Genomic DNA, 24,568 nt, shown 5'->3' on the forward strand with positions numbered 1-24,568 from the left:
TGGCATATCCCGCATGGCATATACACTACCTTCTCAACGAGCGCAAAGAAGGAATATACATTTACTAATTATTTTCCAAGACTTTGTAAGGTACGCTTACAGCACATTTCTTCTGTAATCATTTTAACCATAGCACCGTTAGTTGAAGTTGTAAAGAAAATTTATATATTTCAGCAATTAGTCTAAAAACGGATCGTAATTTTCGGTAATTATTACCAGATATCAGTATTGATATTTTTAGTTCATTTTGTTCTATGAGATAAGATTTTATCCTCTTAGTCCTCAAAAAATTCCTCATAGTCTACAGCAAATAATTTCTGCAATGCTTTAAGATCACTGGCTTTTATGTTTCTTCTGCCCGATTCAATATTAGCAAGTGTACTTCTGGACATACTGCTTCCCATCAACTGTAACTGACCTACGACTTCAGCCTGTGTCATGTTCTTTTTCATCCGTATGTTCTGGATATTTCTACCTATTGGAACGTCCTGTAAAATCCACTGCATAAGATATACTCCTGTGACTAATTAGTAACTTTTGTATTGAGTATATCTGGAAAACATGATATTATTGTCACTAGATAGAAACAATCGTATTAGAGAGGAATATAGCATTATGGATATCATAGATCAGCTTTACAACTCACATGTAAGTGCAGCCACACTGGACACCCTGGACAAGTACCGTATACATAAGGATCAGGCTTTACATGGTTATCATGTTCTTAAAGAACAACTCACAGAAGATCAGGCTGCCGCTCTGGATCAGGTCATGAATGAGAACCTTAATCTTCTGACAGACGAGTTGGAGCAGAATTTCAGAAACGGCTTCTGTCTTGGAGTGAAGATGATGTGTGAGGTGTTTGGGAAAGATGTGTAAGTATGCTATAATATATAAAAAGCTGACCTGTCAAATCGACGGTGCAGGTCAATAAGTAAATTTGGTGGCAGGGTACGCAAATTATATAAAACCTTATACCTAATTCAGGTATCTGGTTTTTGTACCCCTTCTTCCACTTCCCAGTGCGAAATCTTTAATCATCCAGAATTCGGAAATCTGCGCTGCATTGAGAAAGATGGAGAACCTTGGTTCGTGGGAAAAGATGTGGCAATGGCGTTGGGATATAGTAATACAAGAGATGCATTAAGTCGTCATGTGGATGTCGAAGATAAGGGCGTCGTGAATCACGACACCCCCTCTGGAATCCAGAAAATGACCATTATCAATGAATCCGGTCTCTATTCTCTCATCCTCAGCAGTAAACTTGAATCTGCAAAACGTTTCAAACGCTGGGTAACATCTGAGGTATTGCCGTGTATCCGGAAACATGGTGGATACTTAGAAAATTATTTTTACCTTGTTCTCCTTCATCATTTGCAGTATTCTTATGATATCAAGAATCATTGAAGGAGGAAACATCTATGAAAAAGAAGCTCAAAAAATCACTTATCATTCTTTTGTCTGTTATCATGATCTTCTCACTCCCGATCTCAGCATCAGCAGCCACCAGAAAAGACGTAACAAAAACATACCGCAAATCGGTTACTAAGATGTTAGAAGGATTTGACAGTTATTTTGCTTACTGTTGTGGTAGAAGGCAATATTTCAAATTCGATGATTACGCCAGAACAACCATGGTAACTATGAAAAATTACAATTTGTGGGAGAAAAATATTTCTTACGTAAAGAAAAAAATTCAGCCACAACTGAAGCTTTACTTCAATACTTCTACCGTAAAATTTACGAAATTTACAAAATATGGTATCCCTAGAAATCCTTCTTACTTGCTTTGTAATAAGAATGGTAAGATTGTTTATACTGGCGGTAACTGGGGCGAAGATTCTCCAAATGGTGTCGTAAAAAAGATCATGAAAACAGGTTCCAAGACATACGAAGTAACATATAATCTTTACTTTTATAATTGGATGACCAAGAAAAACTATGGGTATATGGGAACATACAAAATATATTTAAAAAAAGCCAATAACAAAAACGGCTTCATTATTACCAATATCAAACAAACTGTAAATAAAAAGAACTCTCTTTAGTCTTTTCATAGAGGGGCAGATTCCTAAATCGGGGATCTGCTCTTTTTTCGGCCTTGTAATTCGTCCTATAATCCGTTTTTATTTTTCAAGCGAACAAATCCTCGTCTTAACGCTTTCAATCCCTTTACAGATCAAATACGTACTCACAGGGCAGCTATATATGCAAGTCCCGGTGAAGATGTGAATACTGGATAAATAACAGATAAACGATATGAAAATTTGGCATAAAAGTTCAGAATAAAAAGTAAAAAAAGGCTCATGACTTGTCCGCAAACTATACCTCTACAGTCTCGACTTATCATGAGCCTTGAAATTCGTCTCTCATATACTACGACAGATGGGTTATTTGCTGAAAAGGTTCCATCGTATATGTAGGATTTTCTCTACGCCATTTTTTCTTGTTCTTTACGCCATTTTTACCCCATTTTTGTAAAAACTTACGTGAAATTACGGTAACTTACGTGAAGTTATTCGCCCTCGGACTTTTTTGTGTCAAATCCCGGGAAATGGCTCAACCATGCGGGTTTCATATTCCTTAAATTTCCCTGAAATCCGGTGTCCCGTACAGGTCATACGGAGTACTCTGGTATACGTAATAATTCAACCAGTTCGTATACAGGTTGTTGGCATGGGCCCTCCAGGTAAGGAGTGGTTTGTTGTTTGGATCGTCATCTTTGTAATAGTTCTTCGGGATTTCAATAGGCAGACCCTTGGCAAGGTCTCTCTTATATTCGCCATCCAAAGTCACGCGGTCGTATTCCGGATGTCCCATAACAAAGATTTTACGTCCTCCCTCTGCCATTGCAAGGAACAGACCAGCCTCTTCGCTTTCCGCCAGGACCGTAAGGTCTTTGCATGCATGGATATCTGCAATAGGAACTTCTGTGTGTCTGGAATGCGGCGCAAGAAATACATCATCAAAGCCCCGGACCAGAGGGATCTTACGGTTCAGTACCCTGTGCTGGAAAAGTCCGAACATTTTCTTATCCAGAGGTTTTTTCTCCAGGCCATAAAAATGATAAAGACTGGCCTGCGCTGCCCAACAGAGAAAGATCGTGGAAGTCACATGCTTCTCAGTCCAATCCATGATCTCAGTCAGCTCATTCCAGTAATCCACTTCCTCAAAAGGCATCTGCTCCACCGGTGCTCCTGTGATGATCATTCCATCAAATTTACGTTTCTTTATATCGGTGAATGTTTCATAAAACTTGTTCAGATGGCTGAGAGATGTATTCTTGGCTTCATGGCTCTCCACAGCCATAAATGTCACATCCACCTGCAGCGGTGTATTGGAAAGAGAACGCAGAAGCTGCAGCTCTGTTTCTTCTTTCAGCGGCATCAGATTCAGGATCAGAATATGGATCGGACGGATATCCTGGTGCATGGCACGTTTTTCGTCCATTACAAATATATTTTCTCTCTCCAGGATCTCCTTTACCGGAAGATCCCCCTGTGTTTTGATCGGCATTGTTTGCCCTCCTTATATATAAAGCGTCTCTTATAAAGGAGCCGCTCGGCTTTTTTCTTCAGATAAAAAGTATCTCCAGTCTGTACGGCCTTTACTGCACTCCGGCAAGTTTCCGAAAATCTTCTTCTGAAAGGATCGGAATCCCCAGTTCTCTTGCCTTTTTGTTTTTGGATGAATTGGACTGGATGTCGTTATTGATCAGATAATTGGTCTTTTTGGTAACTGAACCGGTAACCTTGCCTCCCAGGGATTCGATCAGCTCTTTGGCCTCACTTCGATTTTCAAAGTGCACCAGACTTCCTGTGATCACAAAATTCATTCCTTCAAAGATCTGTTCCTGTTTGGGACTGTCCTCCTGAATATGAAGAAAGCTCATCAGATGATCCAGGCGGCGATCATTATCCTCATCCCTAAAATAAGCTACCAGATTTCCGGCAATGACCGGCCCGATGGTATCAATATCACTGACCTCTTCCAGACTGGCATGACGTATCCTGTCCAGATCATTGTCAAAATGGCGGCAGATCACTTTTGCATTAGCCAGACCGATATTTGCGATCCCAAGACTGTAGATCACTCTTGGAAGTGTAGTCTCTTTCGCCCGTTCCAGACTTTCCATAAGATTATCATAGGATTTCTGCCCAAAGCCTTCCATTTCCACGATCTCATCTTTATACCGGCTGATCTCAAAAATATCGCCAAAGTCATGGATAAATCCCCTGGCAATAAATTTCTCCAGTGTTGCCTCGGAAAGTCCGTCGATATTCATGGCATCCCTGCTTGTAAAAAGCCCAAAGGATTTGATTTTCTTGGCCGGGCACTCCGGATTGACGCAGAAAAGACATTCCACATCGTTTTCTTTCTTCACTACCGTTTCCTGTCCGCAGGCCGGGCAGGTATGCGGGATCGGTGCATTACCGCTTCCGGTCAGATTTTCCGCGATCTGAGGAATGATCATATTTGCTTTGTATACACGAATGGTATCTCCAATCCCCAGCTTCAGTTCCTTCATGATACTGATGTTATGCACACTGGCCCTGCTCACTGTGGTTCCTTCCAGTTCCACCGGCTCAAAAATTGCTACCGGATTGATCAGTCCGGTCCTGGACGGGCTCCACTCAATCTCCAGAAGTCTCGTATCACGCATCTCATCGGCCCATTTAAATGCCATGGCGTTCCTTGGAAACTTGGCCGTAGTTCCCAGAGATTCTCCGTAAGCAATATCATCATACAATGCCACAAGCCCATCTGACGGAAAATCATTGGTCGTAACTGCTTCCGCAAAGTAATCCATCGCTTCATCCAGAGTTTCCGCTGTGACTTTTCGATATTCCACAACCTCAAAGCCCTGTTCATTCAGCCACCGGAACTGCACCTCCCTGGAATTCCGGAAATCTACGCCTTCCGCACTCACTAAAGAAAAAGCATAAAACCGAACGTTTCTCTTCGCTGTAATTTCGTTATTCAGCTGGCGGACAGAACCACTGCAGAGATTTCTGGGATTTTTGTATTTGGCATCTGCATCTCCGATAGTTTCGTTGATCTTTTCAAAATCCGAATAGGTAATGATGGCTTCTCCGCGAAGTACCAGTCTCCCTTTAAAAGAAATTTTCAGAGGTATGTTCTTAAATACTCTGGCATTATTGGTAATAACCTCTCCCACAATACCATTTCCTCTGGTAACTGCCTTTATAAGCTCTCCGTTTTCATAGGTAAGCACGATCGTTAAGCCATCCAGCTTCCAGGATAAAAGTGTAGGATGTTCCCCGATAAACTCTCTCAAAGCTTCTCTCTCTTTGGTCTTATCCAGAGACAGCATCGGTCTCTCATGTTCCTCCTTGGGGAGCTGCTCCACTGCCTCATATCCTACATTAACGGTTGGACTGTCTGCCAGAACGATCCCTGTTTCTTTCTCCAGTGCGCTCAGAGTGTCGTACAGGGCGTCGTACTCCACGTTGGACATGATCTCCCTGTCTTCCTGATAATAGGCCCTGGACGCTTCCCGGAGCTTTTCTCCCAGCTCTTTCATTTTTTTTATGGATGATTCGTTCATGGCTTCCTCCCGTCCTTTTTTCTGATTTTTCGGAGGAAAGCATCTCCTCCAGTTCTTTTCGTTCTTCCGGCCGGATCTCACGATATTTCCCCTCTTCCAGGCCATCAATATACAGATTCATGATCCGAACACGTTTCAGTGTTACGACTTTATATCCGAAATATTCACACATACGACGGATCTGGCGGTTCAGACCCTGGGTAAGGATGATACGAAAACTGTTTTTCCCTGTTTTTGTAACCTTGCAGGGACGTGTGACCGTATCAAGGATCGGCACTCCGCCGCCCATACCACGGATAAATTCTTCTGTCACCGGTTTATTCACGGTCACCTGATATTCCTTTTCATGGTAGTTCCCCGCCTTCATGATACGGTTCACCAGATCTCCTTCATTGGTAAGGAGAAGCAGTCCTTCGGAATCTTTATCCAGCCGTCCTATGGGATAGATCCGCACCGGATAATCCAGATATTCTGTTACTGTCATCTCATTCCGCTGTTGTCTGGTGCTGCAGACAATCCCTTTTGGTTTATGAAAAAGAAGCAGGATCTTTTTTTCCTGTTTTTTTACAGGCTTTCCGTCAATACAGATCTCCGCATCCGGAAGGATCTTCATTCCTGTGGAAACAAGTTCTCCATTAGCAGTAACTCTCCCCGCTTCTGTCAGTCGGTCTGCCTCTCTTCTTGAGCAGACTCCTATATCGCTTAAATATTTATTGATTCTGATTTTTTCGTCCATTGTTCTATTATATATTTTTTCCCACGTGTTCGCAACCGGTTATTTTTCTTGTATTTTCTTTCTCATTATTGTATGATAAACAGAAATATACTTAAATATCAGGAGGAAAAACATGTCAGAGCATACTCCACGTATGAACCGGCTGCTGATCTTTGTCGCTGTTTTCCTGTGTCTGATCTGCGGTATTCTCTTTACCCAGTCATCGGCCGGTCCTTTTGAAAGCAGCAGTACCTCCGTAGTTTCCATAAATACCAGCGATATTTCGACTATTGAACTAAGTTCAGATCGCGATCACCATACAGATGCATCGATATCTTCCGGCGCTCCCTCACCTTCAGCCACACCGTCTCCTGTTCCCACAGAGATTCCCGAAACAGAAAAGGTTTCGCCGGAGGCAGAAAACGGAGTCTGGACACCGGATGGCACCAACTGGAAATTTATGGTTGACGGAACCGCCTATACCGGATGGCTTACCGACACAGATGGTCATCGATATTATTTCAATAAGGACGGAATCATGCAGACCGGCTGGATCACCCTAGGCAAAAAACGTTATTATCTGGACGAAGACGGAATCATGCAGACCGGAACCATCACCGTAAATGGAAAAAAATACACATTGGCAGCAGACGGTTCACTCAAAAAATGATCTTTCGTTATATCAGAGCAACAAAAATGCAGGTTCTTCCGGAACCTGCATTTTATTAACCCTTATTATTCTAACAGACCACTATAGACATAACCGGTCTGTCCATCATAATCAACCTGTATCCAGTCGCCTTCCTGCCCTTTCTTTTCAACTTCCGTTCCTGCAGAAAAACCACCGATAACCTCACCCTCTGAATCTGCGGAAGCACGAACATTACAATCCTCTGTAACTGTAAGCATTGTTCCTGCATCTGCGGAAGCACTGGCATCTTCACCAAGGCCCTGAAGGAATTCTGCCAGAGAGGGATCACTCTCCTGCGCAGCTTCATAGTCCGTCTTTACCTTTGTGATAAGCTCCTGCACATCCTTCTCAGATTCCAGTTTTTTCACATAGGCACTGATATCTGCATCGTCATCAGCACCACCTTTAATCTTCAGATTGCCGTCACTGCCCGTCTCCACATAAAACTGGCTCAGTGCCGGAACCGGAGTCTCAATTCCAGTACAGATATAATTAAAGACTACATAAACGACATACGAATCGTCCGTCAGTCCCTTCTTAGCGTAAACATTCTGTACTTCATACCCATCAATATAATCCCTTGAATTAATCTGCGACTCGTCAGCCGGCGTAAATCCGTCCTCAATCGTCTTAAGTGTTGCAATGTCTTTTTCCCCAAAAGCTTTATAATAGCTCTGAATCAGCTCGGTTACTTCCGTGCTGGCTTTTTCCATGGTTGTCTCCGCATCCGTATCTGCCGCGGAACTGGCGTCTTTCTTCTCGTCTGTCTCCCCATCATTTGCCGGAGAAGAAGGATCATTTTCCTGGTTACTTTGGGCTGTTGTCTGATCTTTATTGGAATTCCCCTTCTTACCTCCAACACAGGCGCGGACGCCAAAGATCAGAACAAGCACGATCACCAGAATGGCTCCGCCTAACATAAAATAGCGAAGGTTATCTGATAACCATTCTCTGAAATCATCCAAGTTCTTGTCCTCCTTATCATAACAACACGCCGGAACAATTCCCACTGTTCCGGGTAACACACCTGAAGGGAATCGAACCCCCGCACATGGTACCGGAAACCACTGCTCTATCCACTGAGCTACAGGTGCATAATGAAAAACATAACTTCTAAATTCAGGTATGAAATTATCAAAGTAGGTTTACACTGTTTATGATTTTAACACAAATCCATGAAATTGTAAAGATTTTTTTAAACAGTACATATTCATCACACATTTTATGGTTGCTGTTCACTCCGTTCTCCGTATCATTTTACGCACTTTAGTCATTTTTCCAGGCCAGAAGGGCGAATATATTCACCCTTCAAACCTGTATACCACATATTTTTCTGTCTGCGCAATAGGGGTACATCCTGCCTGACGGATATAGTCATGATTTGTAAGATCTACCGGAAGAACAAGATAATCGGTTTCCGTTCTTTTCAATACCTGCCGGAACTTATCGATCCCTACATCCATCTGATAACTTATCACATCCATGATCACTTTCTGGATCTGGTAGGCCTTGCTGTTTTCGTAGTTTCCTACCACAGTACTTCCTGCACGATACAGGATAAAATTACGATCCAGAACAAGGATCAGTGACGGATCATACTGTCTAGCCACCAGATTCAGCTCATTGTCAAAAACAACCTTGGGTTGTTCTTTATCGCAGTCCTGATGGATCACATCGCATACTGAGCGCAGCTCATTCGGGACTTTATAGATGTTTTCCGCCATCACATAATCTTTTGCAATGCCGGGAACAGGTGTCCCCGTAGTGACGATCACTGCCGCAAGGATCAGCGCTGTTACAGCCTTCAGCCATCGAAACCTTACCGCTTCCACGATCCGTACAGCATAATAGGCAGCACCCGGGATCACCGGAAGGATCCAGATAAAACGATAATATTCACTTTCAAAATGTACCTTTGGTATCACATCTTTTACAAGAACCGGATTATATACCGTAAGTGCCAGAAAGACTAGATAATACAGGAACACTCTGGATTCTTTTCTCCTGCGGTAAAAAATATCCCAGAGTATACCTGCCAGAAAAAATACAGGCAGCAGACAGCCACTCCAGTAATTCTCCATACAGATCTGCACAAAACGCAATCCCAGTTCTTCGATCGTTACTCCCGCCATTTTCTTCTCCTATCTATGGTATCTTCCCAGTTTCTTATGATGCCGGAAATGCGATCCATCCAAGCTTCGCCGAAAAATAAACCAGGGCATACAAAAATCCCGGCAGCATACAAAGCGCATAGGGAATCGCGTAGGAAAGCTTTTTCTTCAGCACCATCACCGGAAGGATCGCCGTACTGACTACTGCAGGATAAATAAGGGAGGATCCTGAAAACGTCAACGCACTGACTGCAGCAATGAAAAGCAGCACCCAGCTCTCTTTATTTCTGCCATCTTTGTTGAGCCAGAGCCGTATACTTACCAGAAGCGCTGCCGGAATGGAAATATTTGCCAGCAGGGCCTTCCCTTCATAAACCCGCATAAACGCAAAGGTTCCTGTTGTATAGATAGAAAAAGAAAACAATTGCATCAGACACACAAAAAGAACCATCAGGTCTGCTTTTTTTTCATCTCCACGAAAAAAGCTTTTTCCGATCTGGTAGATCAGAAGGTTGATCATCAGCATGTTGATCACAGACATCACGACCTTGGACTGAACGATCGGGTGGATGCCCAGAAGGACACACCACACCGCATTGTTCATCGGATATGCAGAAAGATCATAGCGGAGATTAAAATTTCTCTGGATAACACCGGTAAGCGGACTGTATCGGGCAAGAGTGTCTGTATACACAGAAGTGCTTACTGCACCAATATAATGTGTTGCATCTGCAGTAACGTCCTGATATGCAGCCACCAGAAAACACTGCAGGATCACTGCCGCAGCGGTCAAAAGCAGCAGCAGTGAATGCTTCCGAAATGTTTCTCCTATCCGGTCCAGCTGTCCCTTCCAAAGTTTATGCGCAAACAGACATGCTGCCAGTACACAAGCTGCCATGATCACCATCCACAGATACGAAAAGGTACTCAGTTTTACCCATTTCAGTGTCATAGGAACTGCAAGTATCTCAAAAGCCGCAAAATACAGAAGATATCCCAAGACCAGTTCCATGGTTACTTCCGCCTTCATTTTCAGTATCCGTGTCAGCAGACTTCCTGCACAGAAAAATACCAGCAGCTCCAGGATCAGTCCGGCAATTGCCAGTATCAGCTCCTGCATTTCACACCTTCTCTCCGGCTTCTCTGGCAAGGATTCCCATTGCAACCTTCTCCGGAGTGATCGGGAGCTCTCTGACACGTACACCTGTTGCATTATAAACCGCATTGGCAATAGCCGGACAAGGTGTATCGATCACAAGCTCACCAATGGATTTTGCACCGAAAGGACCTGTCTTCTCGTAGCTGCTCTCAAACTCGATCCGCACCTTCGGAATATCCATACGGTTGGGGATCTTATACTGCATAAAAGAATTGTTACGGATCTTTCCCTTATCTGTATACTGCACATCCTCATACAGAACCATTCCGATTCCCTGACCGATACCGCCTTCTGCCTGCACTCTGGCAAGATTTGGATTGATCGGAGTTCCACAGTCGATCACGCCCACATAATCAATGACATCGATCTGTCCGGTCTCTTTATCGACCTCCACTTCAGCGGCACCTACCATAAACGGTGGCGGAGAGATCGGAGAAGAATATTCTTTTACAACCTGAAGCTCACTGCAGACTCCACAGGTCGCTTTTCCTGCAATCTGCTGCAGCGTTACCTCTTTTCCGTCTTCTGTGCGGACTTTTTCTCCGTCAAAATCAGAATCCTCTGCAGATACTCCAAGCATCTGTGCGCCAAAAGCGTGGATTCTCTTTCTGAGTTCTCCGCAGGCCTGGATCACGGCATTTCCGGTTGCATAGGTTGTGGAAGATGCATAAGAACCGGAATCATAGGGAGAAATATCTGTATCCACACTGAATACCACGATATTTTTCATATCTGTATCCAGACAGTCTGCTGCCATCTGAGCAAGAATGGTATCACAGCCGGTTCCCATATCAGAACATCCAAGTGCCAGGGTATAGGAACCATCCTCATTTAATTTAATGTCTGCTCCGCCGACATCGATCCCTGCAATAGATGAGCCCTGCATAGCCATAGCGATACCGACACCCCGTACTTTGCCGTTACCCATATCACGGAACGGATATTTCTCATCCCATCCGATCATTTCCTTTGCACGGGCGAGGCATTTATCCATGGTACAGCTGCCGTTGATCGGTACATCCGGATATCCCGGAAGTGCCTCTCCCTCCATAGGCATGTTCAGCTCACGGAATTTTACCGGATCCATCCCCATCTTATGAGCCAGCTCATCTGCTGCGGACTCCACAGCAAAAATACCCTGTGTGGCACCATAGCCACGATAAGCGCCAGCTGCCTGCATATTGGTGTAAACAACATCATAAGCAAAACGGTAGGCTTCCGTATGACGATACAGCGCAATGGATTTATGGCCTGAAAGTCCTACGGTTGTAGGCCCATGCTCTCCATAGGCACCGGTGTTGGAAAGAGTATAAAGATCGATTGCCTTTACAATACCGTTTTCGTCTGCACCCATACGGATATGGACTTCCATCTCATGACGCGGAGAAGACGCGATCATGGATTCCTTTCTGGAAAAAACGATCTTGGACGGACGCCCGGTAACCCATGTTACCAGTGCCGGGAAAACCTCACTGACAGAAGACTGTTTTGCACCAAAGCCCCCGCCGATACGAGGCTTGATCACACGAACTTTGGAAGACGGAATGTTCAGCGCATTTCCTACGATCCTTCGGATATGGAACGGGATCTGGGTGGAAGAAACCACCGTCAGTCTCTGAAAATGGTCCATATAACAGTAGGTACGGAAGGTCTCCATCATGGTCTGCTGATTTGCCTTTGTGTGGTAAACCTGGTCTACTGTATACGCACATTTTTCCAGCATGGCATCCACATCACCCACTTCTTCTACATTGGAGGAACAGAGATTACGCTTATTATCTCCGCCGGCCGGGATCGGCATATACCAGTCATCCTCCGGGTGCACCAGAATGGGATTATCCTTGGCTGTGTGGATATCCAGAACCGCTTCCTCCACACGATATTTTACCTTAATGCGTTTCAGGGCTTTATCTACTGCCTCTTCTGTCTCACCGGCTACGATGGCAACCGGATCCCCTACAAAACGCACATGCTTATCTATGATATAACGATCCCATGGACTGATCTCCGGCGCTGTCTGCCCGGCCAGAGTAAATCTTTTGTGGGAAACATCCTCATAGGTCAGAACACAGGCAATCCCCTCGATCTTCTTTGCAGCCTCTGTCTTGATCTCTTCCACCCAGGCATTGGCATGAGGACTTCTTAAGATCTTGACGATCAGGCAGTCAGAAGGTGCAAGATCATCGGTATAGACCGGTTTTCCGGTTACCAGCGACATTGCATCTGTTTTTGGCACCGGCTTGTTTACGTATTTCATTTTCCTTCCTCCTGTCCTTTTTTATAGTCGAGAAATTTCAGGATACTTCTGGTCTGTCCCACAAATCCCGAGCAACGGCACAGATTTCCGGAAAGATACTCCAGGATATCCTCTTCTGTGGGATCTTCCAGTTCCTTTAACATGGCAAATACATTCATGATAAATCCCGGATTGCAGAAGCCGCACTGCTCTGCTCCCTCATTTGCCATAAAAGCGCCGAATTCCTTTGCTTCCTCCTGCATTCCCTCCAGAGTCACGATCCGTTTCCCGTCTGCGCGGGCAGCCAGCATGGAGCAGGACAGTACCGGACGTTCATCCATCAGCACAGTACAGAGACCACAGTTTGCAGTCTCACAGCCACGTTTTACGCTGTAACAGCTGTTTTTCCGCAGGAAATCCAGAAGCAGTTCATCCGGACGTACCTCTGCCTGCCGTTTTACACCATTCAGCCAGAAAGTGATATTCATTCTGCTCTCCCTCCGATCTCTTCCCAGGCTCTTCTTGTAAGGACTTTCACAAGAAGACTTCTGTATTCTTTTGAAGCACGCATGTTCTTGTCTGTAGGAACATGTTCCGCCGCATATGCGGCAAAAGATGCTGCTGCATCCTTTTTCTGCTGTGCATTCATCTGTACAAAATCTTTTAAGATTTCCTCTTCATCTTCCACGATCATTGCTTTTCCGGGTCTGGCCCCAATGACAGTTCTTGCTTTTCCGCCAATAAGAGCGGCCGCACAGGTGAGCACAGGAAAATCTGTGGAATTGTTCCGCTGACTTAAGTACACACTGTTCAGCGGCTGTTTTTTTACAATGATATTTACCAGGATATCGTTATCCTTTTCCATGGATGCAAACTGTGCCAGCGGAATGGTTCCGCCATTGTACAGCTCCACCCAGGTATCCAGTGCCAGAAACATGGTCAGTACATCGGAAAATCCGAATCTTCCGAAAATACTTCCGCCCACTGTGGCACAGTTTCGAAACTGCACACCCACAATGTGCCGTACACTTTCACGGATAGCACTGTTTGTATAGGCATTCAGCTCTTTGTGGGTTTCCAGCGCATGAAGTGGTGTCATGCAGCCGATCACAAATGCTTCTTCTGTTTCTGTAATAGTATCCAGCCCAAGACCTGACAGATCAATGGCTGTCATAATGTTCCGGTTTCCCATTTTCAGCCAGACCATACCGCCCAGCACACAGGCTGTTCTTTTCTGGTTCAGTTCATATGCCTGTTCAAGGCTTTCTGCCTTTACGTAATTCTTTATCTTCAGCATACTTTATTCCCTTCTGAATTCTCATTCTCTTTCTTTACGGCTGTTTTTTCAGCCGAGCATTTATTTTAACAGACTGTCAGCTAAATAGCTATTGTTTTTTTCTCTGCTGTTCTGATGCCGCATCAGTCAGCGGTCTCCAGAACGATAAACTGATACGGTTTCAAAATGATTTCTTTTTCTGTGATCTCCACAGCTTTCTGATTATTCAGAAGCACCTCTTTTACTTCTCCCGGCAAAGATACCTTCTGTGACTGTGCCTGCATATTTCCCAGGATCAGAAGATTTTTCTCACCGTTTCTTGTATATGCGATCAGATTCTTCTGTTCTTCCTGATATGGAGCGAATGTTCCGTATACAAGCGTTTCTTTATATTCCGGAGCTTTTCTCAATGCAGTCAGCTTTTTGTAGAAAGAAAGGAGGGAGTTACTATCCGTTAATTGAGACTCTATATTGATCTCCTTATAATTCGGATTAACCCCAAGCCACGGCTCTCCTTCTGAAAATCCCGCATTTTTCTCTGCGCTCCACTGTACCGGAGTTCTGGCATTGTCTCTGGAAAATGCGGAAGCAGCATCAAGCGCTTCTTTTTCACTGCATCCGGCACGGAGCGCTACCTGGTATTCATCGATGGTACTGATGTCATCGATCTGATCCATAGAAGTAAACTCCATATTTTCCATACCGATCTCCTGCCCCTGATAAATAAACGGAATTCCCTTCAGCAGAAAATAAACACCTGCCAGGAGCTTCCTTGAATCCGGACAGCGGTCTTCCGGAGAAATATAGTGACAGACACCTCTTGGCTCATCATGATTCTCAATAATGTTGGAGATCATGCCGGTATCCCCAATCTTTTTCTGCGTATGGAAAATACACTTCTTGTACTCTTCCGGAGTCAGGTACGGTTTGGATGCATACCAGCCATCCTCGCTCTTTCCGTAACAGGTTTCTTCAAAATCAAACATGGATGAAAAATATCCGTTTTCTCCGATAAAATCTTTGATCTCATCTTCCTTTTCATTGAAGACCTCTCCTACAGTAAAAGCATCATAGGGATGAAAGCACTTCTCAGCCATCTCTCCCAGAAATTCTCCAATCCCTTCTGCCTCCTCCAGCATCCTCCCGACGCTGCAGAGCCCATCTGCACGATCGGCAGGATAATCGGAAAACGGAAGCTTCTTCTTGATATTGATAATGGCATCAATACGGAATCCGCCAAGCCCTTTTTCCATCCACCAGCGGATGTTTTTGTAGACTTCCTCTCTTACTTCAGGATTCTCCCAGTTGAGATCCGGCTGCTTCTTGTGGAATACATGGAGATACTGTTTATCCGGATGTCCCGGAAGCTCTTCCCATACCGGACCACCGAAATAGCTTCTCCAGTTGCAGGGAACTTTATCATCCTTTTTGTCCCGGATATAAAAGAAATTTCCATACTTTCCGTCCGGATCCTTAATGGCCTGCTGAAACCACTCATGCTCATCGGAGCAGTGATTTACCACCAGATCCATAAGGATGTACATTTCTCTTTTTTTTGCTTCTGCGATCAGACGATCCATATCCTCCATGGTCCCAAACCTCGGATCAATCGCATAATAATCTGCAATGTCATATCCCTGGTCTGCAAGGGGAGATTTATAGATTGGGGAAAGCCAGAGGATATCTGCTCCCAGTTCCTTAAGATAATCAAGCTTGCTGATGATTCCCGGGATGTCTCCGATCCCGTCTCCGTTGGAATCATAAAAGCTCTTGGGGTATATCTGATATACCACTTTGTCATGCCACCATTTTCGTTTCATCGTAATTCCTCCTATGCCTGTTTGATCATGCAGTACTGCTTCAGATCAAATCCTTTTTTCTGTACAATGCCGTATAATTTAAATCCGAATTTCTCATACATGGAAACATTTGCCGGATTATGGGTTTCCAGAGAGATCATCAGCTTATGCCTGTCCGCATAATCGATCACCTCATCCATCAGCTTTTCAGCAAGACCGTGATGCTGCATCTTCGGCGCCACTGCCAGATAGATCACATGAAGCCTTTCTGCTGTATGAAGCTGGGAAGTCCAGCTGGAATTCAGATAGTCTTTTCCCTGGATGAATTTCCGCAGGGTCGCAAGACTTGGATCCTCTTTGATCAGATAGCCATCTGTTTTCAGAAGGGCAAAAAAATCCACCATCAGATTATGTAAGGCTGCTTCATGCTCCGTTCCGTCGGATACTACCAGGATACTGTTCAACTCACTGCTGTCTGCATAAATCTCGCAGGTCTCAAAAAACTCCGTAAGATCACAGGTAAAAAGCTCCGGCATCAGCCGTTCTCTGGTATCCCTGTCCGGGATCAGTGCATGATACAGAGGATCCTCCGAAAAACATACGGTCAATATCCGGATCAGCTTATCCAGATCTTCTTCTTTCACTCGGTATAAATTATGGCTTTCCATTCTTTCCTCCAGGTATGGTTTTATTCTGTTCCTTTTTCAAACATATCACTGACCTCGCAGATCAGATTCCTGAGCTTTTCCGCTGCACGGATCAGATATTCAATATCATCGGCATAATAACGCTTCTGTCTTTCCCAGGCTTCCTTGAGGCTCTGCTTTTCCGCCTCCAGACTGTCACCCGGCTTCTTTTCCTTCAGCCTTTCCACAAGATCATAAAGGTTCTCATGATGGATGATCCTGCCCTTTCCCCACATCAGGCGATCCGGGGACTGCTTCAAGATATATTCCGTAAAATGATAAAAGACTTCCCGCTCAAACTGAAAGGCATAACAGTTGTTGTCAATACTGTAAAAAGCCTCCAGCGCAGGTGCGATCTCTCCTTTTTCCAGATATCCCATCGCTTTCTTCAGTGCATAAAGATTGTTCTGCACTGCCTGCTGCGGAAAGATCACATTGTCATCCCAGTCCAGACGTACCAGATAATCCTGGGATTTTCGGAATACACCGAGAAGCTTTTCGGTAATGGCATCGGCTTTTTTCCAGTCACGTTTTTCTTCCGGAAGGCTGTTGAAGTGCCGTACCTGCTCTGCAAGGATGGCAGCCGCTTTTTTTGCCTCTTCTGTTTTTTTCAGAAGGAGTGTACTGTCGGCGCCGGTCTGCATACACAGATCCGTATCCAGGGTCTTAATACTTTGGTCCAGTACCCGCCCGAAATCCATTGGCGGCAGAGCAAGGCTGTCAATAGCCAGAAGAAGTTTCAGATAAAATTCATGATGGAATCTGTATACCTCTTCCTCATAAACATCCTGGTTATCGTATTGGGAATGATAATAATTTTCCATAAACGGGCCACCGCTGAAATCATTGACCATGGACGGGATCCCGGAAATAGCCATGGTAAAATCATCAGACCAGGTTTCAATGGGATACAACGTGGTCATGCCCTCCGGATAAATCCCCTCCGGCATCTGCACAGCATCCACGAAGCTGCGCACAAAATCCGCATACTCATAGGTACATCGTACTGCATCTCTGGTACTGTGTGCATGAGCCGGAAGCTCAAAATTCAGATCTGCGATCACGTGCCCCTGCCACTCCGGTCTCGCCTCAAATACCTGGCGGTAAGCACCTGTGGACCAGTCATATTTTGTGTCGGAAATCCCCCATTCTTCTGCTGCAAGAGCACATACCACAATAGTATGGCGAGGTTTATAGCCACCACGGAGCAGCGCCCTGGCAATTCCAATGATCATGGCCACTGCCGCATTATCGTCCTGAAATCCCTCAAAATAGGAATCATAGTGAGCACTTAACAGGATCATGGAATCCGAATCGGTTCCCGGGATTTTGCCAACGATATTGTAGGTATACTGGTCTTTGATCACCTCTGTGTCCGCATCAAATTCCACGGAAAGCTCCGGAACACGATTCCCATTCTCATTTTTTTCCTCCATCAGCTGACGGATCATAAGAAAATCTGCCCGTGACATGGAAAATGCAGGCGCACAGGAAGGTCCTGCGATATCCTGTGCATTCAAAGCCGTATCATCGATCTGTGCGTATCCTCTGCTCTGTACAGCGATCAGAGCTGCTGCACCCTTCAGGTGTGCCTGATACACCGGGTAGTTGATCCACCATTCTTCTCTCTGATTGATCTCGATAAGAACCAGCTTTCCTTTCACATTGATATCCTTATATTCGTCAGCTGTACCCTTTCCAAGATATACAAGATCAAACCTCTGAAAGCCATTGGTCTTAAAATCTGTCTGATATGCGCCAAGCTGGATCTCCCGGCAGGTTCCCTCTCTGTCATGGCAGCGCATCACAGCTTTTTTAAATTCCCATGCATCCACACGGATCTTATCTTTTTCTACCTGTGTGAGACCGGCTTTTTTCATTTCTTCCAAAAGCATATCTCCGGTTTTTCGCTCTGCCAGGGAGCCTGCTGTACGGTATCCCAGAACCGGATTTGTTTTTTCCTGTTCCATGCGCCTGGCCAGATCATAAGATTCTTTTATATTCAGGCATGAAACACATTTCTCCACGATGTTCAAATTTACTGTCATCCCTTTCTCGGCAGTTCCCTGCCGGCAGTTCCGTCCTCCCGGCAGAGATATTCCTCTAACTGTTATAGATTATACCTTATCAATGTGCGGATTTCCAGATAAAAAAACGCGATTTGTTCTGATCATCAGAGACATGGTGTTGGTGACACCGAACATGGCTTCCATGATCTCTGACTGATCCACAATGGAAAAAGCGTCTTCGTCCTGCTCAAAGCGTTCCATCAGGAGCTCTGTAAACGCATTTTCTGCCAGATCCAGCTTACCGGTACCCACACTCGTCTTGGAAAGGTTCCCTTTTTTCGCCTCCGCCGATTGCGTTTTCGCTGCTGTTTTCTGCGCCAGCTTCGTATGCGCCACTTTAAAATATCCCACAGTTCCCGCACCTGCCACACAGACAGCCGCCACCGGGATGATCACCATAAGCCTTTTACACCGTCGTTTCATTTTCCTTAACCTCCAAATATGCTGTGTATGTTCTCTCTGTTTTAAAAATATTTTAAAAAAAATGTGTAAAGTCTTTGTGTGATCTGTGAAAAAGGCATCCTGTTTTTTATATACAAATACAAATAATTAATTATATTTTCTGTCTGCTACCATTATTTTTTGTATATATTAAATATTATTTTAAAAATTATATATTATTTTCTGGTATTTTTTACCGAAATATGTTATAAAAGAAATAAGAAAAACTACCGGAAATCAGATATTCCTGCTTCCGGTCCGAGATAAAGGAGGTATCTTTATGGCAAAACGTATTATCACCATCAATCGTATGTTTGGAAGCAACGGACGCCTTATCGGCAAGACTCTGGCTGAAAACCTGGACATCGGTTTTTATGATAAAGAACTGATCGACATGGCTGCCAAGAAAAACAATATCCCCTTCGACACCCTGGCAAAGGTAGACGAGAAAAAAGCCAGTCAGTGGGTATTTCCCGTTGACAGTGAGCTGCAGTTTACAGATAATTTCTCTTTTGTACCAATGAACGATGTGCTCTATGATCTCCAGAGAAAGATCATCCTGTCCCTTCCGCAGAGAGAGGACTGCGTAATTGTCGGCCGCTGTGCGACCAATATCCTGAAGGATAAATCACTTAAACTTTTTATCCATGCACCTTTTGAGGAAAGAGTTCAGAATGTGATACGCCGTACCAGCAGAGAAGAAGCCAGCGCACGGAAGCTGGTCAAAAAAATGGATAAAGAGAGAAAAGCTTACTATGAATACTTTACAGACAGCAAATGGCTGGATATGACACAGTATGATCTCTGTATTGACAGCAGCCGGTTTTCTATGGAGCAGATTATTGAGATTGTAAAGAGATGTCTTTAGGATTCTTTTTTTCTGAAAATTCTTTTCTGAAAAATGTTTTTACGCTTTGGAAGCGTAAGTGAAACCGCAGGGGAGGGGAAGCACTCGTAGTTGCGAAAGGCCGTTTCCCCTCCCCTGCACCCCTTCCCTCAGGCCCCGCTAGAAATCGTACGTTTTGGTCATGTTACGTTACTGACAGGGCGATGGATTCTGCGTTTGTTTAAAACGCCAGGCTGTGCCGATCTCATCGGCATAACACCTTTCAACAAGAAGACGTATCCTTCCCACCATTCCAACACATTGAGCAACACCAAAATATTTATTGACCAGACGCTATCCTTCCCACATCTCCAACTGCGGACGCTCAACTCATCAAAACGTAAGGACAGGACACCACGCGTCCGCTTCCACCTCTCCGTCTGAAACGTCAGCCGGGGAAGTGACAGTCCTCCGGGCTGCTACGGAGGAGGGGTGATGATGGTTAGGTTGCGGGAGACGGCGTTATTGCGGAAGGGCCCAGCTGTTTGAGCCGAAGGCGAGTTCTGGGCCCTTCCGCAATGGTTTTAGCCGGCTCACGGAACCTTAGCAGCATCCCCCGACGGAGTCCGGCCCGGAGGACTGTCACTTCCCCGGCGTCCGTTCACCAATATACTCTTTCAAAAACTCATATATATCCCCCTCCAGCGGCGGACACCCCTCCACATAATTCTGAAACTTACAGGTACAGTGTCCCACACCAAGCACTCCCGTCTTACCACGATACCCCTGTCCGATGCAGATCTTTTCATCCAGCTTCTCAAAAAGCCCCTCTTCCTTCAGCATCTCCAATGCCGGGATCAGATACCCGTAGCAGGCACTGCAGGATTCCACTTCCTCTACGGCATCCGCAAGCTCCACAACCTTTCTGGATATCGGCATCCTCTGATCCGCACCATCCTCCAGAAATCTGACATCTGCTTTGGAAATATCTGAGCAGCCCACGCCAAGCTCACCTGCCAGCTTCACATAAGGAACCTCAGCTACCTCATAATGCATCATCTGACACACATATGCATCCACAAGAACCGGATCACAGGCAGCCATCACCCGGTTCATCACGACAGGATTTCCGCCATCCTCAAAATCCAGATCCCCGCAGATATTATCCACAACAATAAAGTCCTGCTGTATCCCCATATTCAGATGAGCAATGGGTTTATGAAGCCCCAGAGAATGAAACCGTCTCTTTTCCTTATTTGGGATCAACCCCTTCATATTCTTAAGGGCACAGGTGATCTTTGTCTGACAATGGCCTTTCAGAACCGGCACATTGATCAGAAAATCAAGCTCCTTTACCCGCTCACAGACATTCAGCTCCATTCCGCCGCAGTCCACAGAAATACCCTTATCCTTCTGCATATCCCAGAACGGCACCTGATACTCTTCCTCAAGCCTGTCAAAGCCACAGGTCTCAAAGGCCTCCCTTGTCTTATCTCCTACCCAGGATCCCTCCAGCATCACCATATCCCGGAAGCCATGCTCCTTCAGATACTCGATAATTCCTGCAACCACTTCCGGATGAGTCGTTGCACCCCAAGAAGCCTCTGAAGGAGAAACCAGATTCGGCTTGATCCCGATCTTTTTCTTTCTGTCCCCGATATGGGACTGAAGATCCGCTTTTTCCAGAAGCTCCTTTGTCATTCTTTTATATTCCGTACCACTGGTAATAAAAATCTGATTTTTATCCATAATTATCAAAATTCCTTTCTTTCTGCAATGTGAATGTTGATCCAGATCCACACCAAAGCCCTGCAAAGCTTTTATCATCAGATGAGCCAGACAAAACAGCCGACAAATACAGCAGTCATCACATGCATCACAATCATAAAAAATACCCTCTCTACCGGTTTCCCGGTAAAAAGGATATTTTATCCGACACAGCAGTCTCGTATTATCTTTCGATCTTTGCCCCGTTCCACCATGGGAATTCTCGGTTCAGCCATTTTCCTGCAAGCTCACTCCATGGTTCACAGGCTCTTGCGATCCCTCTGCCGTTTTCGTTGGCAGTCAGCTCATTTGCCAGGCCGATCCCATGGGGTCCCTGCGGAAAAACATGATACTCCACTGGAATGCCCTTTTTATAGAGTGCCTGAACAAAGAGAAGTGTATTATCCAGCAGCACCGTCTGATCCTCAAAGGTATGCCAGATAAAGGTTCTGGGTGTATCTTCCGTAACCTGAAATTCCAGAGACATCCGATCTTTCAGCTCCTCATAACGATCTCCCAGAAGATTTCGAAAGCTTTCTTCATGACCAGCTTCCCCTGAAGTGATCACCGGATAATTCAGGATCATACCATTGGGACGGATCCTCTCGTTTTCCATTCCCGTGATCCCTGCAAGCTCCTCCGTATTCCAGAATACTCCCAAAGAAGCTGCCAGATGGCCTCCTGCTGAAAAGCCGGACACAATGATCTTATTCTTTTCAATATGCCACTTATCGCTGTTCTCTCTGAGAAGAGCTACTGTTTTTGCCAGCTGACGGAGGGCCACCGGATATCTGGCAGGTGCCACACTGTAACGAAGCACCACTGCGTGATAGCCCATTCCCATAAACCGGACAGCAATGGCTTCTGCCTCTCTGTCTGAAGTCATGCCATAAGCTCCGCCCGGACAGATCACTATGACCGGACGCTTCTGCCCCGGATAGAGTTCTTCCGACTCCTGCCAGAAATAGGTCTCTATCCATGCCTCATTATAGTCCTTTGTTTTTTCTTCGATCACAATTCTTTCGTTGATCATTCCGACTTTCCCTTCTTCATTTCATTGCTTCTCTGATCGCTGCAAGAAGTTCATCGTACTCTTCGTAAGCCGGAATTTCCGGATGATCTGCACGGATCTGTTCTGTACTGCGGAAGAGGAAGCCTGCTTTGCTTGCCTGGATCATTCCAAGATCATTGTAGGAATCTCCACTTGCGATAGTCTCAAATCCCATGGACTGCAGTGCCTTCACAGTTGTCAGCTTGGATTTTTCACAGCGCATCTTAAAGCCTGTGATCTCTCCGTTCTCTGCTACTTCCAGGGAATTACAGAAAAGTGTCGGCCGTCCAAGCTTCTCCATCAGTGGAGTTGCAAACTGTGTAAATGTATCACTGATCAGTATCACCTGGGAAAAGGATCTCAGCTCATCCAGAAATTCCTTTGCTCCCGGAAGGGGATCAATCTTTGCGATAGTCTCCTGGATCTCTTTCAGTCCCAGACCATGTTCTTTCAGAATTCCAAGTCTCCAGTTCATCAGCTTATCATAATCCGGCTCATCACGAGTTGTTCTCTTGAGCTCCGGGATTCCGCTTGCCTCTGCAAATGCGATCCAGATCTCCGGTACCAGTACACCTTCTACGTCCAGACATGTAATATACATCTTTCATATCCTCCTCTTGATCCAACTTACCGTTGATATTTCACAGAGTCTGACTCCTTCCGGCTGTCAGAACTCTTTAATCTTTTAGCGCTTTACCCTGATATTACCATATGCTCTCAAGGTCTGTAAACAGTTTTATTTTTTCTTCTTTTCCGATTCATAGATCTTCAGCTCTTTCAGTGCTTTTTCCCCAAGAGGATACAGCATGAAAATATTAAAGATCGTCATCAAGCCGATTCCTACATCTCCCAGATCCCATACAAATGTGTAAGCCGCGATCCCACCGATAAACAGCATCACCAGTGCCAGCACCTTATATCCTGTCTGTGAACCCCAGTTATCACCGAAAAGATAGGCCACATTGCCTCTTGCATAAAACAGGATTCCCAGGAATGTGGAAAAGCTGAACATAAACAGTGTTGCAGCAATAAAGATCACTCCAAACTGTCCCATATGATAATGCATGGCAGTCTGAAGAAGTTCCATTCCGGAAAGCCCCTGTACCAGATCTTCCGGGGCCAGAAGCATGATCATAGCTGTACAGCTGCAGATCACGATCGTATCCACAAATACACCCAGGGCCTGGACAAATCCGGCTTTTACCGGACTGTCACATTCTGCTGCCGCTGCTGCACAGGGAGCGGAGCCGCTTCCCGCCTCATTGGAAAACAGACCTCTTTTTACTCCGTTCATCAGCACGACGCCAAATCCGCCGGCAACAGCCTGACGAAATCCGAAAGCTTCTTCAAAAATCCGTTTAAATACTCCCGGCATACTTCCAAGATTTGTAAATATAATAAACAGCGTGATCACAAAATAAAGCACTGCCATCACCGGCACCAGAAGATCCAGAACTTTAACCGTTGCATTCTTCCGAAGCACGATCACAGCTGCGATCACTACCAGCACGATGGTAGTATACATCGGCGGAATATCAAAAGCATTTTTGAAAGACGCCGTGACGGAATTGCTGATAACCTGACTGATCCCACACCAGCAGATCAGGCCGGAAATGGCAAACAGAACGGAAAGCAGAACCTTTTTTCGTTTTCTGCCCTGTTTTTCTTCCCAGTAACGGTGGATATAGTAGGCAGGACCGCCCCTGTAGCCACCATAAAGAGGATCCTTTTCTTTATAGAGCTGTGCCAGGGTTGCTTCGATAAAAGCAGTAGAGGAACCGATCAGCGCCGTGATCCACATCCAGAATACCGCTCCTGCACCTCCTGCTGAGATCGCAGCTACCACACCGACCAGGTTTCCCATTCCCACACGGGTAGCTGTAGATACGATCAGCGTCTGAAATGCTGAAAGATTATTTTTGTCACTTTTCTTTTCTGACAGGGCTCGTACCATATCCGGAAAAAGACGGATCGGCAGAAGCTTTGTCCTAATGGTAAAATAGATACCGGTCGGAATCAGAAGCAGGATCAGAAGTGAGATTCCCAGCGTACTTCCTCCCGGAAGCGGGATCCTTATCAGATCTCCCCACAGAAATGTATAGACCTTTTCGATCATTGTTACTATCATGTTACTGTTTCCTTTCCCAAATCACCCCATGTGATCGTTTTGTT

General features: G+C 45.2%; 21 protein-coding genes, 1 tRNA gene and 2 pseudogenes. 5 read left to right on the top strand and 19 right to left on the bottom strand.

Annotated features, from left to right (window positions below; all coding sequences use genetic code 11):
- Positions 1–275: 275 nt before the first annotated feature.
- Entirely contained in the window at positions 276–506 is a 231-nt protein-coding gene (locus AB5026_RS00220) for a helix-turn-helix domain-containing protein (RefSeq protein WP_021650856.1), read from the bottom strand.
- 109 nt (positions 507–615) lie between these two features.
- Here AB5026_RS00220 and AB5026_RS00225 point away from each other — a divergent pair, with 109 nt between their 5' ends.
- From AB5026_RS00225 to AB5026_RS00235, 3 genes and pseudogenes are all read left to right on the top strand, one after another.
- Positions 616–879, top strand: a complete 264-nt coding sequence (locus AB5026_RS00225; protein ID WP_129974955.1) for a DUF6809 family protein — start codon at positions 616–618, stop codon at positions 877–879.
- A 150-nt stretch (positions 880–1,029) separates the two neighbouring features.
- Positions 1,030–1,341 (top strand): annotated as a pseudogene (locus tag AB5026_RS00230) (Bro-N domain-containing protein); the annotation flags it as partial.
- Between the two features lie 80 nt (positions 1,342–1,421).
- Complete coding sequence (locus AB5026_RS00235) at positions 1,422–2,048, top strand: hypothetical protein (protein ID WP_022426063.1); 627 nt, start codon at positions 1,422–1,424, stop codon at positions 2,046–2,048.
- Positions 2,049–2,583: 535 nt separating this feature from the next.
- On the opposite strand, the gene metA is transcribed toward AB5026_RS00235, so the two are convergent.
- The 3 genes and pseudogenes from metA to AB5026_RS00250 form a co-directional block, all read right to left on the bottom strand.
- Entirely contained in the window at positions 2,584–3,516 is a 933-nt protein-coding gene (metA, locus tag AB5026_RS00240) for a homoserine O-succinyltransferase (protein ID WP_015524726.1), read from the bottom strand.
- A 91-nt stretch (positions 3,517–3,607) separates the two neighbouring features.
- On the bottom strand, positions 3,608–5,569 hold the full coding sequence (ligA, locus tag AB5026_RS00245; RefSeq protein WP_022426064.1) for an NAD-dependent DNA ligase LigA: 1,962 nt from the start codon (positions 5,567–5,569) through the stop codon (positions 3,608–3,610).
- An 85-nt stretch (positions 5,570–5,654) separates the two neighbouring features.
- Positions 5,655–6,305: pseudogene (locus tag AB5026_RS00250) on the bottom strand (pseudouridine synthase); the annotation flags it as partial.
- A 112-nt stretch (positions 6,306–6,417) separates the two neighbouring features.
- Here AB5026_RS00250 and AB5026_RS00255 point away from each other — a divergent pair.
- Positions 6,418–6,954, top strand: a complete 537-nt coding sequence (locus AB5026_RS00255) for an N-acetylmuramoyl-L-alanine amidase family protein (RefSeq protein ID WP_368212588.1) — start codon at positions 6,418–6,420, stop codon at positions 6,952–6,954.
- A gap of 65 nt (positions 6,955–7,019) precedes the next feature.
- Here the strand turns inward: AB5026_RS00255 and AB5026_RS00260 are convergent, their stop codons facing one another.
- From AB5026_RS00260 to AB5026_RS00310, 11 genes are all read right to left on the bottom strand, one after another.
- Positions 7,020–7,940, bottom strand: a complete 921-nt coding sequence (locus AB5026_RS00260; protein ID WP_022426066.1) for an SH3 domain-containing protein — start codon at positions 7,938–7,940, stop codon at positions 7,020–7,022.
- A gap of 57 nt (positions 7,941–7,997) precedes the next feature.
- Positions 7,998–8,069: transfer RNA gene (locus tag AB5026_RS00265), tRNA-Arg, on the bottom strand.
- A 207-nt stretch (positions 8,070–8,276) separates the two neighbouring features.
- On the bottom strand, positions 8,277–9,107 hold the full coding sequence (locus tag AB5026_RS00270) for a hypothetical protein (protein WP_368212589.1): 831 nt from the start codon (positions 9,105–9,107) through the stop codon (positions 8,277–8,279).
- A 34-nt stretch (positions 9,108–9,141) separates the two neighbouring features.
- Positions 9,142–10,206: a DUF6077 domain-containing protein gene (locus AB5026_RS00275; protein WP_092068974.1), complete on the bottom strand. Its 1,065-nt coding sequence runs from the start codon at positions 10,204–10,206 to the stop codon at positions 9,142–9,144.
- Between the two features lies 1 nt (position 10,207).
- The gene (locus tag AB5026_RS00280) at positions 10,208–12,502 is read right to left on the bottom strand and encodes a xanthine dehydrogenase family protein molybdopterin-binding subunit (RefSeq protein ID WP_173740486.1); all 2,295 of its coding nucleotides are present in this window, start codon (positions 12,500–12,502) and stop codon (positions 10,208–10,210) included.
- Positions 12,499–12,969, bottom strand: coding sequence for a (2Fe-2S)-binding protein (locus tag AB5026_RS00285; RefSeq protein ID WP_015524717.1), 471 nt, complete (start codon positions 12,967–12,969; stop codon positions 12,499–12,501). Before AB5026_RS00285 ends, AB5026_RS00280 begins: the two co-directional genes overlap by 4 nt.
- Entirely contained in the window at positions 12,966–13,778 is an 813-nt protein-coding gene (locus tag AB5026_RS00290; protein WP_270652197.1) for a xanthine dehydrogenase family protein subunit M, read from the bottom strand. Before AB5026_RS00290 ends, AB5026_RS00285 begins: the two co-directional genes overlap by 4 nt.
- A 122-nt stretch (positions 13,779–13,900) precedes the next feature.
- The gene (locus AB5026_RS00295) at positions 13,901–15,577 is read right to left on the bottom strand and encodes an alpha-glucosidase (protein ID WP_237971283.1); all 1,677 of its coding nucleotides are present in this window, start codon (positions 15,575–15,577) and stop codon (positions 13,901–13,903) included.
- 11 nt (positions 15,578–15,588) lie between these two features.
- Entirely contained in the window at positions 15,589–16,224 is a 636-nt protein-coding gene (locus AB5026_RS00300; RefSeq protein ID WP_015524714.1) for an N-acetyltransferase, read from the bottom strand.
- 20 nt (positions 16,225–16,244) lie between these two features.
- Positions 16,245–18,290 (bottom strand): M28 family peptidase, encoded by a 2,046-nt coding sequence (locus tag AB5026_RS00305; protein WP_237971284.1) that lies wholly within the window; start codon positions 18,288–18,290, stop codon positions 16,245–16,247.
- A gap of 69 nt (positions 18,291–18,359) precedes the next feature.
- Positions 18,360–18,734 (bottom strand): hypothetical protein, encoded by a 375-nt coding sequence (locus AB5026_RS00310; protein WP_173740483.1) that lies wholly within the window; start codon positions 18,732–18,734, stop codon positions 18,360–18,362.
- A gap of 298 nt (positions 18,735–19,032) precedes the next feature.
- Between AB5026_RS00310 and AB5026_RS00315 the strand changes: the two genes are divergently transcribed.
- Positions 19,033–19,620: an AAA family ATPase gene (locus tag AB5026_RS00315; RefSeq protein WP_237971285.1), complete on the top strand. Its 588-nt coding sequence runs from the start codon at positions 19,033–19,035 to the stop codon at positions 19,618–19,620.
- Positions 19,621–20,220: 600 nt separating this feature from the next.
- Here AB5026_RS00315 and AB5026_RS00320 read toward each other — a convergent pair.
- The 4 genes from AB5026_RS00320 to AB5026_RS00335 all read right to left on the bottom strand — a co-directional run bounded on the left by AB5026_RS00320 (position 20,221) and on the right by AB5026_RS00335 (position 24,524).
- On the bottom strand, positions 20,221–21,327 hold the full coding sequence (locus AB5026_RS00320; RefSeq protein ID WP_118752954.1) for a DUF362 domain-containing protein: 1,107 nt from the start codon (positions 21,325–21,327) through the stop codon (positions 20,221–20,223).
- A 202-nt stretch (positions 21,328–21,529) separates the two neighbouring features.
- Positions 21,530–22,378: an alpha/beta hydrolase gene (locus AB5026_RS00325; protein ID WP_118752953.1), complete on the bottom strand. Its 849-nt coding sequence runs from the start codon at positions 22,376–22,378 to the stop codon at positions 21,530–21,532.
- A gap of 16 nt (positions 22,379–22,394) precedes the next feature.
- Positions 22,395–22,997: a bifunctional phosphoserine phosphatase/homoserine phosphotransferase ThrH gene (gene thrH / locus AB5026_RS00330; protein WP_015524708.1), complete on the bottom strand. Its 603-nt coding sequence runs from the start codon at positions 22,995–22,997 to the stop codon at positions 22,395–22,397.
- A 135-nt stretch (positions 22,998–23,132) separates the two neighbouring features.
- Positions 23,133–24,524, bottom strand: a complete 1,392-nt coding sequence (locus AB5026_RS00335) for an alanine/glycine:cation symporter family protein (protein WP_022427211.1) — start codon at positions 24,522–24,524, stop codon at positions 23,133–23,135.
- Between the last annotated feature and the right edge of the window lie 44 nt (positions 24,525–24,568).

The organism is Blautia sp. RTP21359st1_E11_RTP21359_211015 (assembly GCF_040910705.1).
GTDB lineage: Bacteria > Bacillota > Clostridia > Lachnospirales > Lachnospiraceae > Blautia_A > Blautia_A fusiformis.

Coding starts and splice junctions, on each gene's coding strand:
- AB5026_RS00220 (WP_021650856.1), bottom strand. CDS start 506: ATGCAGTGGATTTTACAGGACGTTCCAATAGGTAGAAATATCCAGAAC.
- AB5026_RS00225 (WP_129974955.1), top strand. CDS start 616: ATGGATATCATAGATCAGCTTTACAACTCACATGTAAGTGCAGCCACA.
- AB5026_RS00235 (WP_022426063.1), top strand. CDS start 1,422: ATGAAAAAGAAGCTCAAAAAATCACTTATCATTCTTTTGTCTGTTATC.
- metA (WP_015524726.1), bottom strand. CDS start 3,516: ATGCCGATCAAAACACAGGGGGATCTTCCGGTAAAGGAGATCCTGGAG.
- ligA (WP_022426064.1), bottom strand. CDS start 5,569: ATGAACGAATCATCCATAAAAAAAATGAAAGAGCTGGGAGAAAAGCTC.
- AB5026_RS00255 (WP_368212588.1), top strand. CDS start 6,418: ATGTCAGAGCATACTCCACGTATGAACCGGCTGCTGATCTTTGTCGCT.
- AB5026_RS00270 (WP_368212589.1), bottom strand. CDS start 9,107: ATGGCGGGAGTAACGATCGAAGAACTGGGATTGCGTTTTGTGCAGATC.
- AB5026_RS00275 (WP_092068974.1), bottom strand. CDS start 10,206: ATGCAGGAGCTGATACTGGCAATTGCCGGACTGATCCTGGAGCTGCTG.
- AB5026_RS00280 (WP_173740486.1), bottom strand. CDS start 12,502: ATGAAATACGTAAACAAGCCGGTGCCAAAAACAGATGCAATGTCGCTG.
- AB5026_RS00285 (WP_015524717.1), bottom strand. CDS start 12,969: ATGAATATCACTTTCTGGCTGAATGGTGTAAAACGGCAGGCAGAGGTA.
- AB5026_RS00290 (WP_270652197.1), bottom strand. CDS start 13,778: ATGCTGAAGATAAAGAATTACGTAAAGGCAGAAAGCCTTGAACAGGCA.
- AB5026_RS00295 (WP_237971283.1), bottom strand. CDS start 15,577: ATGAAACGAAAATGGTGGCATGACAAAGTGGTATATCAGATATACCCC.
- AB5026_RS00300 (WP_015524714.1), bottom strand. CDS start 16,224: ATGGAAAGCCATAATTTATACCGAGTGAAAGAAGAAGATCTGGATAAG.
- AB5026_RS00305 (WP_237971284.1), bottom strand. CDS start 18,290: ATGACAGTAAATTTGAACATCGTGGAGAAATGTGTTTCATGCCTGAAT.
- AB5026_RS00310 (WP_173740483.1), bottom strand. CDS start 18,734: ATGAAACGACGGTGTAAAAGGCTTATGGTGATCATCCCGGTGGCGGCT.
- AB5026_RS00315 (WP_237971285.1), top strand. CDS start 19,033: ATGGCAAAACGTATTATCACCATCAATCGTATGTTTGGAAGCAACGGA.
- AB5026_RS00320 (WP_118752954.1), bottom strand. CDS start 21,327: ATGGATAAAAATCAGATTTTTATTACCAGTGGTACGGAATATAAAAGA.
- AB5026_RS00325 (WP_118752953.1), bottom strand. CDS start 22,378: ATGATCAACGAAAGAATTGTGATCGAAGAAAAAACAAAGGACTATAAT.
- thrH (WP_015524708.1), bottom strand. CDS start 22,997: ATGTATATTACATGTCTGGACGTAGAAGGTGTACTGGTACCGGAGATC.
- AB5026_RS00335 (WP_022427211.1), bottom strand. CDS start 24,524: ATGATAGTAACAATGATCGAAAAGGTCTATACATTTCTGTGGGGAGAT.